General features: G+C 72.0%; 15 protein-coding genes. 4 read left to right on the forward strand and 11 right to left on the reverse strand.

Features of this window, described 5'->3' with window-relative positions; translation table 11 throughout:
- Window positions 1–50 precede the first annotated feature (50 nt).
- The 11 genes from AB0O28_RS21670 to AB0O28_RS21720 all read right to left on the reverse strand — a co-directional run bounded on the left by AB0O28_RS21670 (window position 51) and on the right by AB0O28_RS21720 (window position 10377).
- A complete protein-coding gene (locus tag AB0O28_RS21670) occupies window positions 51–1661 on the reverse strand; it encodes an ABC transporter substrate-binding protein (RefSeq protein WP_363642793.1) in 1611 nt (536 codons plus the stop codon).
- A complete protein-coding gene (locus AB0O28_RS21675) occupies window positions 1658–2308 on the reverse strand; it encodes a GNAT family N-acetyltransferase (RefSeq protein ID WP_363642795.1) in 651 nt (216 codons plus the stop codon). Before AB0O28_RS21675 ends, AB0O28_RS21670 begins: the two co-directional genes overlap by 4 nt.
- Entirely contained in the window at window positions 2305–3306 is a 1002-nt protein-coding gene (locus tag AB0O28_RS21680; RefSeq protein ID WP_363642797.1) for an ABC transporter substrate-binding protein, read from the reverse strand. The genes AB0O28_RS21675 and AB0O28_RS21680 overlap by 4 nt, the downstream gene beginning before the upstream one ends.
- A 28-nt stretch (window positions 3307–3334) precedes the next feature.
- Window positions 3335–4087 carry an amino acid ABC transporter ATP-binding protein gene (locus AB0O28_RS21685; RefSeq protein ID WP_363642995.1) on the reverse strand — a complete coding sequence of 251 codons (753 nt, stop codon included), beginning with the start codon at window positions 4085–4087 and terminating at the stop codon, window positions 3335–3337.
- A 23-nt stretch (window positions 4088–4110) separates the two neighbouring features.
- On the reverse strand, window positions 4111–4977 hold the full coding sequence (locus AB0O28_RS21690; protein WP_363642799.1) for an amino acid ABC transporter permease: 867 nt from the start codon (window positions 4975–4977) through the stop codon (window positions 4111–4113).
- Window positions 4974–6221 (reverse strand): MsnO8 family LLM class oxidoreductase, encoded by a 1248-nt coding sequence (locus tag AB0O28_RS21695; protein WP_363642801.1) that lies wholly within the window; start codon window positions 6219–6221, stop codon window positions 4974–4976. Before AB0O28_RS21695 ends, AB0O28_RS21690 begins: the two co-directional genes overlap by 4 nt.
- Window positions 6218–7402, reverse strand: a complete 1185-nt coding sequence (locus AB0O28_RS21700; protein WP_363642997.1) for an LLM class flavin-dependent oxidoreductase — start codon at window positions 7400–7402, stop codon at window positions 6218–6220. The genes AB0O28_RS21695 and AB0O28_RS21700 overlap by 4 nt, the downstream gene beginning before the upstream one ends.
- Window positions 7399–7833, reverse strand: coding sequence for a hypothetical protein (locus AB0O28_RS21705; RefSeq protein ID WP_363642803.1), 435 nt, complete (start codon window positions 7831–7833; stop codon window positions 7399–7401). Before AB0O28_RS21705 ends, AB0O28_RS21700 begins: the two co-directional genes overlap by 4 nt.
- A gap of 27 nt (window positions 7834–7860) precedes the next feature.
- The gene (locus AB0O28_RS21710) at window positions 7861–8079 is read right to left on the reverse strand and encodes a hypothetical protein (protein ID WP_363642805.1); all 219 of its coding nucleotides are present in this window, start codon (window positions 8077–8079) and stop codon (window positions 7861–7863) included.
- A gap of 13 nt (window positions 8080–8092) precedes the next feature.
- Window positions 8093–9502: a hypothetical protein gene (locus tag AB0O28_RS21715; protein WP_363642807.1), complete on the reverse strand. Its 1410-nt coding sequence runs from the start codon at window positions 9500–9502 to the stop codon at window positions 8093–8095.
- A 134-nt stretch (window positions 9503–9636) separates the two neighbouring features.
- Window positions 9637–10377 carry a TetR/AcrR family transcriptional regulator gene (locus AB0O28_RS21720; RefSeq protein ID WP_363642809.1) on the reverse strand — a complete coding sequence of 247 codons (741 nt, stop codon included), beginning with the start codon at window positions 10375–10377 and terminating at the stop codon, window positions 9637–9639.
- Between the two features lie 102 nt (window positions 10378–10479).
- Here AB0O28_RS21720 and AB0O28_RS21725 point away from each other — a divergent pair, with 102 nt between their 5' ends.
- The 4 genes from AB0O28_RS21725 to AB0O28_RS21740 all read left to right on the forward strand — a co-directional run bounded on the left by AB0O28_RS21725 (window position 10480) and on the right by AB0O28_RS21740 (window position 15032).
- Entirely contained in the window at window positions 10480–11199 is a 720-nt protein-coding gene (locus tag AB0O28_RS21725; protein WP_363642811.1) for a DUF2306 domain-containing protein, read from the forward strand.
- A gap of 212 nt (window positions 11200–11411) precedes the next feature.
- Entirely contained in the window at window positions 11412–12359 is a 948-nt protein-coding gene (locus AB0O28_RS21730; protein WP_363642813.1) for a DJ-1/PfpI family protein, read from the forward strand.
- A gap of 162 nt (window positions 12360–12521) precedes the next feature.
- Window positions 12522–13520, forward strand: coding sequence for a type I glyceraldehyde-3-phosphate dehydrogenase (gene gap, locus AB0O28_RS21735; RefSeq protein WP_363642815.1), 999 nt, complete (start codon window positions 12522–12524; stop codon window positions 13518–13520).
- 309 nt (window positions 13521–13829) lie between these two features.
- Complete coding sequence (locus AB0O28_RS21740) at window positions 13830–15032, forward strand: histidine kinase (protein ID WP_363642817.1); 1203 nt, start codon at window positions 13830–13832, stop codon at window positions 15030–15032.
- Window positions 15033–15034: the final 2 nt, after the last annotated feature.

Consider the following 15034-nt stretch of genomic DNA (forward strand, 5'->3'; position numbering starts at 1 on the left):
CGATGTCGTGGGCGGCGGATCGGTGGGCTGCCGGGCCGGCACTGCCGCTGTCATGCCGCGATCCGCACGTCGTAGGCGTCGCGCGGCGTCCCGGACACCGGATCGAAGCCCAGGCCCTGCACGTTCCTGCTCGCGGCGATCTGGTCAGAGGGGACGTAGACGGGGAAGACGACAGCCTCGTCGGCCACCACCTTCCGCTGGACCTTGGCATACAGCGCCTTACGCTCGGCGGCGTCGGAGCTCGCCGACGCCCTGGCGAGCCATCCGTCGAGCCGGGCGTCGTCGTAGTGGGTGCGGTTGATCGCGCCGCCCTTCGGCAGGATGAGGTTGAGCGCGGCCCCGACGTCGGAGTCGCCGCGCGAGTTCTCGAAGATCTCGTACGCGTCGTCGTCGAGCGCCTTCTGCGCCGAGCCCTGGTCCACGATCTTCACCTGGAAGTCGATCCCCGCCGTCTGCTTGACCTGCGCCTGGATGGCCTGGGCCAGGATGTCCCTGCGGTCGCGGACGAACGGCGCCGACGCCACCGAGCGGACCGTCAGCCGTTTGCCGTCCTTCGTCCGGTAGCCCTCGGCGTCGCGCCCGGTCCAGCCCGCCGCGTCGAGCAGCGCGTTCGCCTTCGCGGCGTCCCCGCCGTACGTCCTTTCCAGGGTCGGGTCGTAGAAGGGGCTGGTCTTGCCGACGACGCTCCACGCCCGCGTGGCGGTGCCCTGATAGACGGAGGCCAGCACGGCGTCGAGGTCGACGGCCTCCCGGAACGCCTGCCGCACCCGCCTGTCGTCGAAGGGCGGGTGGGAGGTGTTGAAGTAGTAGGAGAACGCCGTGCCGGAGTTGAGCGCCGACCGGAAGGACAGGGCCGGGTCCTGCTTGATCGCCTGGATGTCCGTGGCCGCCACGCCCTCGACCACCTGGACCTGCCCGGAGGTGAGCGCGCCGGCCCGGACGGCCGCCTGCGGCAGGAAACGATAGGTGATCTCCGACAGGTACGCCGGCCCCTGGTGCGTTCTGCCCTGCGGCGCCCAGTTGTAGTGGGGGTTGCGCCGGTAGTGGACCTCCTGGCCCCTCACGTACCGGTCGAGGATGAACGGGCCGGTCCCGACCACGTCCGGGCCGCCGGCCTTGAGGTCCTTGGCCTCCCCGAGGGACTTCGGGGACACCTGCCCGGCGTACGGCGAGGCGAGGAAGTCGAGGAACAGCCCGTCCGGCTCCTTGAGCCGGATTTCGAGCGTGGTGGGCGAGAGTACCTCCGCCCTGTCGAAGGCGTGCAACTGGATGGCGGCGACCGTCGGGTTGTAGCCGGGCTCGCGTAGCTTGTCCAGGTTCGCCTTCACCGCCGCCGCGTCGAACTTCGTGCCGTCCTGGAAGGTGACGTCGTCGCGCAGCTCGAAGGTGTAGGTGCGCCCGTCGTCGGAGACCCGCCACGACCGGGCGAGCCACGGGACGAACGACCCGTCCTCGCCGCGCGCGAGGAGCGCGTCGAACTGGTCGAACACCAGCAGCCTGGCCTTGTTCTGCGCCCACTGATGGGGGTTGAACGTGATGGGCTCGGTCTCGACGGCCCAGGTGAGCGAGGTGCCGCCGGCCGGCGCGGCCGGCGTCTGGGAGCCGCACCCGGCCAGGGCCGCCACGAGAACGAGAGGCAGCACGCCCCTGATGACCTTCAAAGTGGTCCTCCTGTTGTGCCCGCGTGGAACGCTCCGGCCTCCGGCACCGGCTCACCACGAACCGCGGCGCCGGAGAGGTCCTTGACGAAGGGAAGGGGGCCGTTGACGGGACGATCGTCCACATCGAACAGCGGCGTGTATCCGGCGGCCAGGTAGAGCGCCGCCGCCTCCGGCTGGCGGGGGCCGGTCGTGAGGTAGACCCGGTGGTACCCGCGCGCGGCCGCCTCTCGCTCCAGGGCGCGCACCACGGCCCGGCCGAGTCCTCGCCGCCGATGGCGGGGGTGGGACCAGATGCGCTTCAGCTCCGCCGTGACCGCGTCGTACCTGCGGAACGCGCCGCCCGCGACGGTCTCGCCGCCGGCGACGAGGACCAGGAACGCCCCGTGCGGCGGGGCGAACTCGTGCGCAGGGAAGCGGGCGAGCTCGTCGTTGGCGCCGTACCGGGCCGTGTACTCCACACTGAGGCCGCGCAGCAGCGGTTCCGCCTCGGGATCGCCGACCCCGACATGGCGCACCGCGTAGTCCGTAACCGCACAGTCCGGCGCCCCGTAGTCCGTAACCGCGTAGTCCGGCGCCCCGTGAGCCGGCGCCTCGTCGCCGGGCACGCCCCCGCCGGTGCGGCCGTGCTCCCCCGCGCTCGCGCTCACGCGGCCTGCCTGGGCAGGCCCGGAGGGTTGATCTGCGACTTGGGGACGGCCTCGTTGGCGAGGCCCCACCGCTTCAGCACCTCCAGGTACCTGCCGTTGGCGATCACCGTGTTCAGTGCCTCGTTGATGGGCTTGACCAGGCCGTTCCCCTTCTTCGTCATCGCCGCGATCAGGCCCTGCAGGTCCGGCCCCGCACCCGAGTAGGTGCCCGCGACACGCGATCCGCCGCTGACCGCGATGTTGTACGCGATCGTGGGGTTGGGCCCGAAGTACGCCTGGATGCGCCCCGACTTGAGCGCCAGCAGCACGTCGCCGTACTTCTGGTAGTACTGGATCTCGGCCGGTTTCCGGCCGGCCGCCCTGTTCTGCCGGTCCCAGTCGAGCAGGATCTTCTCCTGGTTGGTCCCGGCACCGACCGACACCCGCAGACCCGCGATGTCGGCGGGTTTGGTGATCGATTTGATCGGGCTCGTCTCAGGCACCTGCCAGGCGAGCTGGTCGACGCGGTAGGTGGCGAAGTCGTAGACGTCCTTGCGCTCCTCGGTGACCGTGACGTTGTTGAGGACCGCCTCGTACTTGCCCGACTTCGCCGCGAGGAACAGGTTCTCCCAGGAGCTCGTTCGCGCGTCGAGGCGCAGCCCCAGCACGTCGGCCACGAGCTGGGCGATGTCGGTCTCGACCCCGATCAGCGTGGTGTCGTCGGTCGCGGGGAACGCGAGCGGCGGCGCCCCGTCGGCGCTGAAGCCGACCGTGAGCGCGCCGTCGGCCGCGACGGCCGCGGGCACCTCGGCGGCGATCGCGGGCACCTTCTCCGCGCGGATCCTGTTCTGGTCCGGGCCGAGGTTCGGACCGGCACCGGTGGCGGGCGCCGCGGCCGGCGGCCGATCACCGGCGGTGCCGTCGGACGGATCCGTCCCGCAGGCCGCGACCAGGCCGGCCAGTGCGGGCAGGAGGACGAGGGCGGGCAGGACGCGGGCCCGCCGGGCTGTGGCGTGCACGTGTGTCTCCTATTGGTCGGAAGGGAGGTCAGCGGACCTTGCCGATGAAGGCGCGGGTCCGTTCGTGGCGGGGATCGTCCAGCACCTGGGCGGGCGGGCCGTGCTCGACGATCCGGCCGCCGTCCATGAAGACGACGGTGTCGGCCACCTCTCGGGCGAAGCCCAGCTCGTGAGTGACGACGATCATGGTGGTGCCGCTGCGGGCGAGGTCCTTGACGACCTCCAGGACCTCACCCACGAGCTCGGGGTCGAGGGCGGAGGTCGGCTCGTCGAACAGCAGCAGCTTGGGTTCGAGCGCGAGCGCCCGCGCGATCGCGACCCGCTGCCGCTGCCCGCCCGAAAGCGTCGCGGGGTACGCCTCCGCCTTGTCGGCCAGGCCCACGCGGTCGAGCAGGTGCGCGGCCAGCGCCTCGACCTCGGCACGCGGCCTGCGCTGCGCCGACAGCGGCGCCTCGGTGACGTTCTGCCTCACGGTGAGGTGGGGGAAGAGGTTGAACGCCTGGAAGACGAACCCGATCGCGGTGCGCTGGCGCAGGATCTCGCGTTCCGGCAGCTCGTACAGGCGGTCGCCGACCCTGCGGTAGCCCAGCAACGCGCCGTCCACCCGCACCGAGCCGCGCTCCACCTTCTCGAGGTGGTTGATCGTGCGGAGCAGGGTGGACTTGCCCGAGCCGGAAGGACCCACGATCACCGCGACCTCGCCCCGGCCCACGCTCAGGTCCACGCCGCGCAGCACGTGGAGAGAGCCGAAGCTCTTGTGCACACCCCGCAGCTCCACCATGGCGGTGTCCGTCCCGGCCGCGCTCACCGGTGGCCCCTGCCGTAGTGCCGCTCCACGTAGTGCTGCGCCACCGACAGCACGGTGGTCAGGATCAGGTACCAGATCGCCGCGACCAGGAGCAGGGCCATGACCCTGCCGTTGCGGTTGTAGATCACCTGGACCTGGTAGAACAGCTCGGGCAGCGCCATGATGTAGACGACCGAGGTACCCTTCACCAGCCCGACGACCTGGTTCCCCGCGTTCGGCACGATGCTCCGCATGGCTTGCGGCAGGATGATCCGCAGCAGCCGCCGTACGGGCGGGATGCCCAGCGCGGCGGCCGCCTCGCGCTGGCCGTGGTCGACCGACAGCAACCCGCCCCGCACGATCTCCGCCGCGTACGCCGCCTCGTGCAGGGTGAGACCGAGCACGGCCGCCGTCAGCGGGCCGATCAGGTCCATCGTCCCGATGCCGAAGAACGACGGGCCGAACGGGACGCCGAACGTCAGCCGGGGGTAGAGCAGCGCGAGGTTGTACCAGAACAGCAGCTGAAGGATCAGCGGCACCGACCGGAACACCCACACGTAGCCTCTGGCGACGTTCGACAGCAGGCGGTTGGGCGACAGCCGCGCCAGCGCGAGCAGCGTGCCGAGGAGGAAGCCGAAGACGATCGCCAGCGCGGTCAGCTCCAGCGTCAGCGCGACCGAGCGCACCACCGACGGGGCGAACAGGTACTCCCCCACCACCTCCCACTCCCAGGCGGGATTGGTGACGAGCGCGTTGCCGGCCATCGCGAGCAGCACCAGCACCACGAGCACGGCGACCAGGCGCAGCCGCCGCCGCGCGGTCACCACCCGCAGCGGCGGGTCCTCCCGCTCCAGCTCCGGCGCGCGGAGGTCGGAGACGGTCACGACCCCGCCCCCGGCCCGCGTCCCGCCTGCCACGCCTCCGCGAGCAGCTCGTAGGAGCGGACCCGGTCGGCGTGCCGGTGCGTGATCGTGGTGACGAGCAGTTCGTCGGCGCCCGTGACCCGCTGGAGCACGCGCAGCCGCTCCGCGACCGTCTCCGGAGAGCCCGCGAACTGGGTGTCCACGCGGTCGGCCACCAGCTCCCGGTCGGCGTCGCTCCAGACGTGGGCGTCCGCCTCCTCCGGTGTCGGATAGGGGATCGCCCCCTGGCCCGTGCGGATGCCGCGCACCCACAGGCCGTACGGCTTGGCCAGCTCCCGGGCCGTCGCGTCGTCCTCGGCCACGACCACGTCCGCGGAGACGACGACGTACGGCTCGGACAGCGCCTTGGAGGGGATGAACGCCTCCCGGTACGCCTCCACGGCCTCCAGCACCGACGACGGGCTGACGTGGTAGTTGGCGGCGAACGGCAGTCCGCGCTCCCCCGCCACCCGTGCGCTCTGCCCGCCGCTGCTGCCCAGGATCCACAGCTCCACCTCGGCGCCCTCGCCCGGTACGGCGTGCGCCTCGATCCCGTCCCGCGACCGGTAGGTGCCCTCGATGAAGGCGATGACCTCGTCCACCTGATCGGCGAAGTCGGGGGTCCGCGCGCCCGGCTGCTGCAGCAGCGCGGCCTGGAGGGCGAGCCGCGGAGAGCGGGCGACCTCCGCGAAGGAGAACGCGGGCGGGATCAGCAGCCCGTCCACCACGCGGGACTCACGCGGCGCGGCGGCCGTGGCGGCCAGGGCGCCTTGTGGGGCCTGGGCGCCTTGGGGAGTCTGATGGGCCTCCGCCACGATCTCGGCCCTGCGCTGCCCGGAACGGCCGAGCCCGAGGTCGAGCCGGCCCGGATGAAGCGCGTCGATCAGCCCGAACTGCTCGACCACCGCGATCGGCGTCTGGTGGCCGAGCTGCACCGCGCCGGAGCCCACCCTGATGTGGCTCGTCGCGGCCGCGATGAAACCGATGAGCACCGCCGGGGCCGAACTCGCGACGCCGGCCGCGAAGTGGTGCTCGGCCACCCAGTAGCGGAGGTAGCCCAGGCGTTCGGCGTTGCGGGCGAGGTCGATGCTGTTGCGCAGCGCGTCCGCCGCGCCGCCGCCGGACGGGATCGGGGACAGGTCGAGGATCGACAGGGGAACCGGGCGGCCGGCCGGTTGGGGGTCCGGCCGTGGTGCCGGTTGTGCTGCCGATCGCGGGACGCTCATGCCGGTACTCCATTGCTCGTGGCGGTGCTCTGCGTGGCGGTGCTCTGCGCAGCGGTTGTCTGGGCGGGCGTGACGCCGCTCCGCGAGGCTCGGGCGGTGTCGTGCGGAGGCACGGCGGCGCCGCGCGGAGTGTCCGGCGGGGCGGGGAACGGCCGGCTCGGGATCTCCTCGCGCAGCACGGGCGCGATGTCGCTCTGGAACAGCTCCAGAGCCGTCCGGTGCTGCGCCCGGGTCAGGCCGTCGGCGTCCGCGCCGATGTGCATGACCTCGTGTCCGAGCCGCTGGTGATAACGGAGGACCTTGTCGACGATCTGCTGCGGGCTGCCGACGAGGATCGACCCGCGCTCGATGGCGTCCTCCAGCGAGTGGAAGACCGGCTCCACGCCCGCCCTGCGGAACAGCGCGACGCGGGCCTCGTAGATCGGCCGGTAGGTCGCGATCGCCTCCTGGGAGGTGCGCGCCGCGTAGAAGCCGGCGCTGCCCGCGCCCACCAGCGTGCCGGCCGGGTCGTGCCCGTAGTGCGCCCAGCGTTCGCGGTAGTGGTCGACCAGTTCGGCGTACGGCTCGATGGGGTTGGTGACGTTGGCCGAGAACAGCGGGTCGCCGTAGCGGGCGGCCAGATCGACCGAGTCCTTGCTGGTGGCGCTGCCGTGCCAGATGCGGATGGGCCGCTGCAACGGGCGTGGCCAGGTCTCCGCCTCCGTGAGGGACGGCCGGAAGCGGCCCTCCCAGGTGACCTTGTCCTCCCGCCACAGCCTGCGGAACAGTTCGTACGCCTCCCGGTTGCGGTCCCACTGGTCCTCGGGCGTGACGTGGAAGAGCCGCGCCTGGGCCGATCCGTTCCCCTTACCGATGATCAGTTCGAGGCGGCCGCCCGACAGGTGGTCGAGCGTCGCGTAGTCCTCGTACGCCCGCACGGGGTCGAGCAGGCTGAGTGTGGTGACCGCGGTGAACAGCCGGATGCGGGAGGTCCGAGCGGCGATGTGGCTGAGCACGACCGGCGGGGAGGAGGAGATGAAGGGCCGCTCGTGCCGCTCCCCCACTCCGAAGCCGTCGAAGCCCAGCTCCTCGGCGAGCACGGCGGTGTCCACGACCTCCCGGAACCGCTCGGTGGTGGACGCGGTCCGGCCGGTCAACGGGTCGGGCCCGTGCGCGATGAGGGTGATGGCGAGGAATTTCACGTGGTCGTCCACCTCTCGGAGGATCGGTCCGCGGGACGGGGGCAGGCCGAGGCGGCTCGCGGGCCACCCGCACGAACTCCTCGGTCCTCGTGCAGGGCTCCGACCTGTCGAGGTAGCCGCTGCGGCGGAGGTTCGGCGTCCGAGGTGGTCGCCACGTTCCAGGCCGCCCCGCCCTCGCTGAGGTGATCGAGGGTCGCCGGGCGCCGAGCCGGTTCGCAGGGCTCCCGCTGCCGCAGCCCTTTCGCGAGGAAGGGGAGGTCGAATCTGCGGCGCTCCGCCGTACGCGCGAGGTGACGGAAGGAGGTGAAGTCGAGCTGGCTGCCGGAGCGGGGGCCGGACCAGACGGTCGTGTTGTCGACGCCGGGGAAGTGCGCCGCGAGGTGCGCTCTCCTGCGCGGCCGCCCGTGTGGGATGTGTGCGGGAGCGGTCACGTGCTCCTCCTTACGTTTACCCACTAACTATGTAGGAAAAGCATAGTTTGTCAACGGGGCGGCGTGGACACGCTGGAAGGCCAGGATGATCGCGAGCGCGAGGTTGGCCGGCACGATGCAGAGCACACCGTGGCCGAAGACGGCCCGCATGATCCTCTCGGCCGAGACGGTGGACTCGCTGAAATGGCCGAAGGTGCCGGTGACGAGCGACGCCCGTGCCCCTGACGCCGAGGAGCGGACTCGCATGGCGGCAGGACGGTCACCACGCCTGGACGTAGGGCTCCTGCCGGCCGGGAACGACTCGGATCTCGCCCGATTCGAGGTCGAGACGCAGAATCTGGGCGGCGGCGCCGCCACACGGCGGCAGTCCGGCCAGGGGCGACCTGTCTATCTCGTCGGCCTCCCTGTCGACGCCGACCAGCAGGTGGCGGCCGGTCGGGGCGAGCGCGAGCGACTCGATGTGGCCGCAGTCGAGCGTGAGCACATTCTTGATCAGCCGGGTCCCCTCGTGCAGGACGAGCGCTCGGACCGGCCAGCCGAGGGCGCGCAGTTGCCGCCCACCGGGAAGGACCCGGAGCGGGCGGGTGAGCTCGTGCACGGCCGGGGCGGCGACGCCTCGGATCGCACCCGTGCCGACGTCGAGAGTGGCCAGGGTGTTTCCCGGTGTGTTGTGCGAGGGGAGCGCGAGCGTCCTGGTGTCCAGCCATTGGAGGCCGTAGCCGTTGGTGGGCCATTCGCGCTCCAGGGTGCCCACGTAGCTCGCCTCGTCCGTCATCCGCCCGTAGGCGATGCTGCCCTCGGGCGAGACGGCCAGGCCGTTGACGGTGCCCTCGCGCGTGGGGGTGAGCCGCTCGCCGACCGTGACCCGGCCGCCGGCCTCCATCGCCAGCCGGTAGAGGCGGAAATAACGCCCCGACGGGCTCGTCAACGCCGCCACGTAGTGACCGGGCTCCGTGTCGCGGACGACGAGGCCGTACTGCCCATAGGTGCGGGTCGCCCGAGGCAGTCTGCTCACCGGCTCCCCCGTCTCCAGATCGAGCACGTACGGCAGGGTCCGCCCGGCCAGAGCGTAGCGCGGCGTGCCGTCGGCGTTGCGCGGCGGGCCGATGAGCACGCCGGGCAGGAGCGCGGCCAGCACGACGACCACCGCCGCCGTCGCGGCGTTCCGCAGATCGGTCAGGCGGGGCCGGATCCCCGCGCCCGCGAGACCGGCCAGAAGGATCATTGTGGCGGGGGAGAACAGCCAGGCCAGGATCAGGCGCGGAGCCACGAGGGACGGCGGAGTCACCTGGTCCTCCAGGCACTCGCGCCACCACAAGGGCGGTTCGGGGGCAAGGCGGTCCTCGGCCTCGGCCAGCGCGGTGGGAAGCAGGGCGACCGCCAGCCCCAGCCAGGCGGCGCCGGCCCGCGCCCGCGAACGGGTCGGCGCGGTTTCCGGCCGCGAACGGAGCGCCCAGGCCGCGGCCAGGGCCAGCAACGCGGGCTGGAGCAGGGCCAGCCAGTCGCCGACGAACTCCGCCGCCTGCTCCGCCGGGCCGGGCGGCGGCATGTCCAGCGGCAGGCCACCGCCGCAGACCACCGTCACCACCTCGGCGAACATGGGCTCGGCCAGCAGTTCCCACAGCGACAACACCACTGCTGCCGACCAGAAGAACGCGACTGCGCGCATCGGAAGACTTTCCTGAGGACTCACGGGGGGTCGGGGCAGCCTAACGCCTATCCGCCGAACCAGCCCCGGCGCAGTCTCCACGCCGATGCCCCGTGCCGGCCGTGACCACAGCGGCACCGGCCGGCGGCCCCGGCTCAGGCCCGGGCGGCGCGTTCGATCGCCACTTCCACCCCGTCGAGCAGGTGGTCCAGGCCGGCGTGGAAATCGTCGTCCGGACCGGCGCCCGGTTGGGGAGCGAACACTCCAGCCTCGACGGCGCGGGCCAGCGCCGGGAACCGGTCGGGATCGGCGAGCTCGGTGAGCAGGGCGGCGTACGCCCCGTCGGACCCTTCCTCTGGTTCGGCGGTCTTGGAGCTCGAAAGCTGGGCCGCGCCGCGTACGTAGTGCAGCACCAGCATGACCACCGAGAACCGGGCCCGCCAGCCCAGCGGTGTGCCACCGAGGGCGCGCAGCGCGGCGTCCAGCCAGGCGAGCTGGCCGGGATCCATCGGCGGGGAGCTCACCAACTGGACGATCCACGGGTGCCGCAGGTAGACGCCGAACAGCTCGACGGCCCACCGGGTGAGTGAGCCGCGCCAGTCGGCCGGCGCCGCGCCGAACTCCGGCGGCGGGCCGGGCGCGGCGTCCAGCATGAACAGCTGCAGGTCGTCCTTGCCGTCCACGTGCCGATACAGCGACATGGGCGCGCAGCCGAGCCGTTCGGCGAGCCGGGCCATGGACAGCGCGGCCAGGCCCTCCTCGTCGGCGAGGGCGATGGCCGCCGCCACGATCCGCTCCAGGCTGAGCGCGGGCGTGCGTCCCCGCCCCTTCGGCTTGGTTCGCCCCCACAGCACGTTCAGCGCGTGCGGCAGCTCGTCTTCGTTGTCATCCGGCACTTCAGAGAGCTTACCAGTTTGCGTATGGGCTACGCATTGCGTATAGAGTACGCATTAAGCGTATGCCATACGCATCTACTCGCCATCTCTCCTGGAGTCGCCATGCGCACGACGATCGACAGTCCTCGGCCGGCGCAGGTCCGCCGGCGTCCGTGGTGGCGGCGCCGCTGGACGGTGCCGCTCGGCCTGGTCACGGCCGGGTTCCTCGCGTTCTCGCTGCCGCCGTACCTGACCGGGGACCCGTCTCTGTCCCGGGTGCCGCAGCCCGAGGGGTTCGGCCTGCACTACCCGCTGCTCGTGGCGCACGTGCTGTTCGCCTCGGTCGCCATGGTCACCGCGTTCTTCCAGGTGTGGCCGTGGTTCCGCCGGCGGCACCCGGTGTGGCACCGGCGCGCCGGGCGGGTCTATGTGTTCGCCGGGGTGCTGCCGGCCGGGCTGACCGCCCTGGTCATCGGGGCACGCACCCCGTTCGGGCCGTTCCTCGCGGTCAGCGACGTGCTCCTCGCCTTGCTGTGGCTCGCCTTCACCGCGGCGGGCTGGCGCGCCGCCCGCGCCCGCCGGTACGCCGGGCACCGGCGCTGGATGCTGCGCAGCGCCGTGCTGACCTACTCCATCATCACCAACCGGGTGTGGACCGGGATCCTGATCATCGCCCTGCCCCCGCTGCAGGACACCGTCTTCCACGGCGACCCCGACCTGATGGCGTGGACGATCTCCGGGTTGTCCGGCTGGCTCGGCTGGACGATCCCGCTGCTGGCCGTGGAGTGGTACCTGGAGCGCGAGGTGGCCCGCCGCGGCCGCCGCACCGAGCTCGCGACCTGACGCAGGAGACCGATCCCGGAACGACCCCGGCCCGGGTCGGCCTCCGCCTCGGCCAAATCCCCGGGCACCCAGCGACTCCACCGTCTCGGCCGGCACGGGTGAACGGCTCCCCCGCGCCGGCTTCGGCGGCGATGGCAGGATGCTTGCGATAGATGTCATCGCGGTCAGGGTGCGAAAGATGCCGGTTGATCGCGCGGAGCGGGAGGAGGCCGATGGGCCCGAGGAACCACCGTGTCGCCGTGCTCGTGCTGGAGGGCGCGAAACCGCTCGACGTCGGCATCCCCGCGCAGGTGTTCTCCAACCGGCCGAGCATGCCGTACGAGGTGCGGGTGTGCGGTGCCACGCCGGGGCTGGTGACCGGCGGCGACGGCCTTTCCTATCACGTGGCCGAGGGCCTGGAGGCCTTCGAGCAGGCCGACACCGTCTTCATCCCCGGCTACCGGGAGCCGGCGGCCACCGAACCTCCGGCGGCGGTGGTCGGCGCCCTGATCGCCGCCCACGAGCGCGGCTCCAGGCTCGCGGCCATCTCGACGGGAGCCTTCGCGCTGGCGGCGACGGGCCTGCTCGACGGCAGGCGCGCGACGACCCACTGGCACTACACGAAGGCTCTCGCCGACAAGCATCCGCTCGTGCGGGTGGACGAGAACGTGCTCTTCGTGGACGAGGGCAACGTGCTGACATCGGCGGGCGCGGCGTCCGGCATCGACCTGTGCCTGCACCTCGTGCGGCGCGACCACGGAGTCGGGCTCTCCAACCACGTGGCGCGACGGCTGGTGGCGGCGCCCTACCGCAGCGGGGGGCAGGCGCAGTACGTGCCCCGGAGTGTGCCCGAGCCGCTCGGCGACCTGTTCGCGAGCACCCGCGAGTGGGCCCTGGCCCACCTGCCCGAACGGCTGACCCTCGAGACGCTCGCCCGCCACGCGCGGGTGTCGGCGCGCACCTTCTCGCGGCGGTTCGTGGAGGACACCGGCTACACGCCGATGCAGTGGGTGCTCCGGGCGCGGGTGGACCTGGCGCGCGAACTGCTCGAACGCACCGATCTGAACGTGGAGCAGATCGCCGACCGGGTCGGCCTGGGCACCGGCGCGAACCTGCGCCTGCACTTCCAGCGCATTCTCGGCACCTCTCCCACCGAGTATCGCCACACCTTCTCCGCCTGAGCTCCCCGGGACGCCTCGCGCACGCACGCATCGCCAGGGTGGCGAGATCCTTGCGACCCATGGCGAAAGTTCTGGCGAGATCCTTGCGCCCAGTGTCGTTCAAGCCACTGTCGGCGCGGCCGCAGAGTGCCGATCATGGAGTGCGGAACGAAAGGAATCTCCATGACCCGCATCGCCGTCAACGGATTCGGCCGCATCGGACGTAACACCCTCCGCGCCCTGCTGGAGCGTGACAGCGACCTCGACGTGGTCGCCGTCAACGACCTCACCGCTCCCGAGGCCCTCGCCCACCTGCTCAAGTACGACAGCTCGCTCGGCCGTCTCGGCCACTCGGTCGAGGTCGACGGAACCGATCTCGTGATCGGCGGACGCCGCATCGCGGTGCTCGCCGAACGCGAGCCCGCCAAGCTGCCGTGGGCCGAGCTCGGCGTCGACGTCGTGCTCGAATCCACCGGCCGGTTCACCAAGGCGGACGCCGCCCGCGCGCACATCGACGCCGGCGCCGGGCGGGTGCTGGTGAGCGCCCCCTCCGACGGCGCCGACGTCACGATCGCCTACGGCGTGAACACCGAGGCCTACGACCCCGCCCGGCATGTGATCGTGTCGAACGCGTCGTGCACCACGAACGCGCTGGCTCCGCTGGCGTCCGTACTGGACGACCTGGCCGGCATCGAGCACGGCTTCATGACCACGGTGCACGCCTACACGCAGGAGCAGAACCTGCAGGACGGCCCGCACCGCGACCTGCGCCGCGCCCGCGCCGCCGGCGTGAACATCGTGCCCACCACCACCGGGGCCGCCAAGGCCATCGGCCTGGTGCTGCCGAACCTGGACGGCAAGCTGTCGGGCGACGCGATCCGCGTGCCGGTCCCGGTGGGTTCGCTCGTGGAGCTGAACACCACCGTCTCACGCGAGGTCACCCGCGACGAGGTGCTCGCGGCCTACCGCGCCGCCGCCGACGGCGGGCTCAAGGGCATCCTCGATTACGCCGACGAGCCGCTGGTCTCCAGCGACATCACCGGCCAGCCGGCGTCGTCGATCTTCGACGCCGCCCTCACCCGCGTCCACGGCAGGCACGTGAAGGTGGTGGCCTGGTACGACAACGAGTGGGGCTTCTCGAACCGCGTCGTCGACACGCTCGAGCTGCTCGCACGCGGCTGAGCGTCACCGGAACGCCTGCGACCGACCGCCCGGGGCCGGGCCGCGACCGGCCCCGGACATCGGCGGGAGCTCGGACCTTTCCCGCCGGGCGTCTGTCACGCGGAATGCCCCTTGACGCTCCCGCGCCGGGACCCCATCATCTTCTCGAGAAGTTTCGATCGGTTATCGAAACTTTCGGCCGGGCCCTCGGCGGACGGCGGGGCAGCAGACGCAACGCGTCGGCCGGGGACGGGCACCCGGCCGGATCGGACGCGGCGAACGAGCGTGACGCATGCCTCCCCTGCCCACGGGCCGGCAGATGGGTGCGGAGTGGACGAAGACAATCCAGCGCGCTTCGGCGTGCTGTCGAATACGCCGCCGGGGCCGCACGACGAGAACGTCGAGGGGGAAACGCGGGCACCTCGGGTGGCATTCGTCATCACCATTGCCGCGCTGTTCTGTTTCGATTTCATCGCGCTCCTAAATATTCTCGCGCTGCACCCGAGCGGGCTCGAATTATTCGCCTCCCTGGTGTTCCTGGCGATGGTTTTCACGCTGCAGACTCTGCACTCGGCAGTGGACGTGCAGCGGTGGCCGGCCCGCTACCGGGCGCTGACCGTCTCCCTCCAGGCGCTCGCCACCTATCTGCCGTTCCTGTGGCTCGGCAAGGTGTGGGGCGGGATGGCCGGTTTCCTGGCGGGATCGATCCTGCTCGCGGCGGGGGGCGGGTGGCGGTGGGCGCTCCTCGCCGGCGTGATCGTCAGTGTGATGCTGCCGCCCCTGCTGGCGGGCATGACGGTGGAGGACACCGCCTATCTGACCGTGTCCACGGTGCTGACCGGCCTGGTCGTCTACGGGCTGCGCCGTCTGGCGGCCCTGGTCGCCGAGGTGCACGCCACCCGGGGCGAGCTGGCCCGCCTGGCGGTGACGCGGGAACGACTGCGGGTCGCACGCGACCTGCACGACCTGCTCGGCTACAACCTTTCCGCGATCACGCTCAAGGCCGAGCTGGTGTACCGGCTACTGCCGGCCAACCCGGATCGCGCCCGGGAGGAGGTCGCCGACCTGCTCGGCACGGCCCGCCAGGCCCTGTCCGACGTGCGCCTGGTGGCCAGCGGCTACCGGGACATGTCGCTCGCCGAGGAGGCGAACTCGGCGGTGTCGGTGCTGGCCGCGGCCGACGTGGAGACCGAGCTGTCGATAACGTGCGGCCCGCTGCCGCAGACGCATGACACGACCCTGGCCACGGTGCTGCGCGAGGCGGTCACCAACATCCTGCGCCACAGCAAGGCGCAGCACTGCGTGATCCGGGCGGCCGAGAGGGCCGGCGCGATCCGCCTGGAGATCTCCAACGACGGCGCCGACGTCGAGCCGGCCACCGGCGCCACCGGCGGGAGCGGACTGCACAACCTCTCGACGCGGCTGACCGTCATCGGCGGGTTCCTTTCGGCGGCCGACGGCGAGGACGGCTGGTTCCGCCTGGTCGCGGAGGCGCCGCTGCCCGCCGCGGCGCCGGCGGCGCAGCCCGTCTGATC

It is taken from the genome of Microbispora sp. NPDC088329 (assembly GCF_040685655.1).
In the GTDB taxonomy this organism is placed as follows: domain Bacteria; phylum Actinomycetota; class Actinomycetes; order Streptosporangiales; family Streptosporangiaceae; genus Microbispora.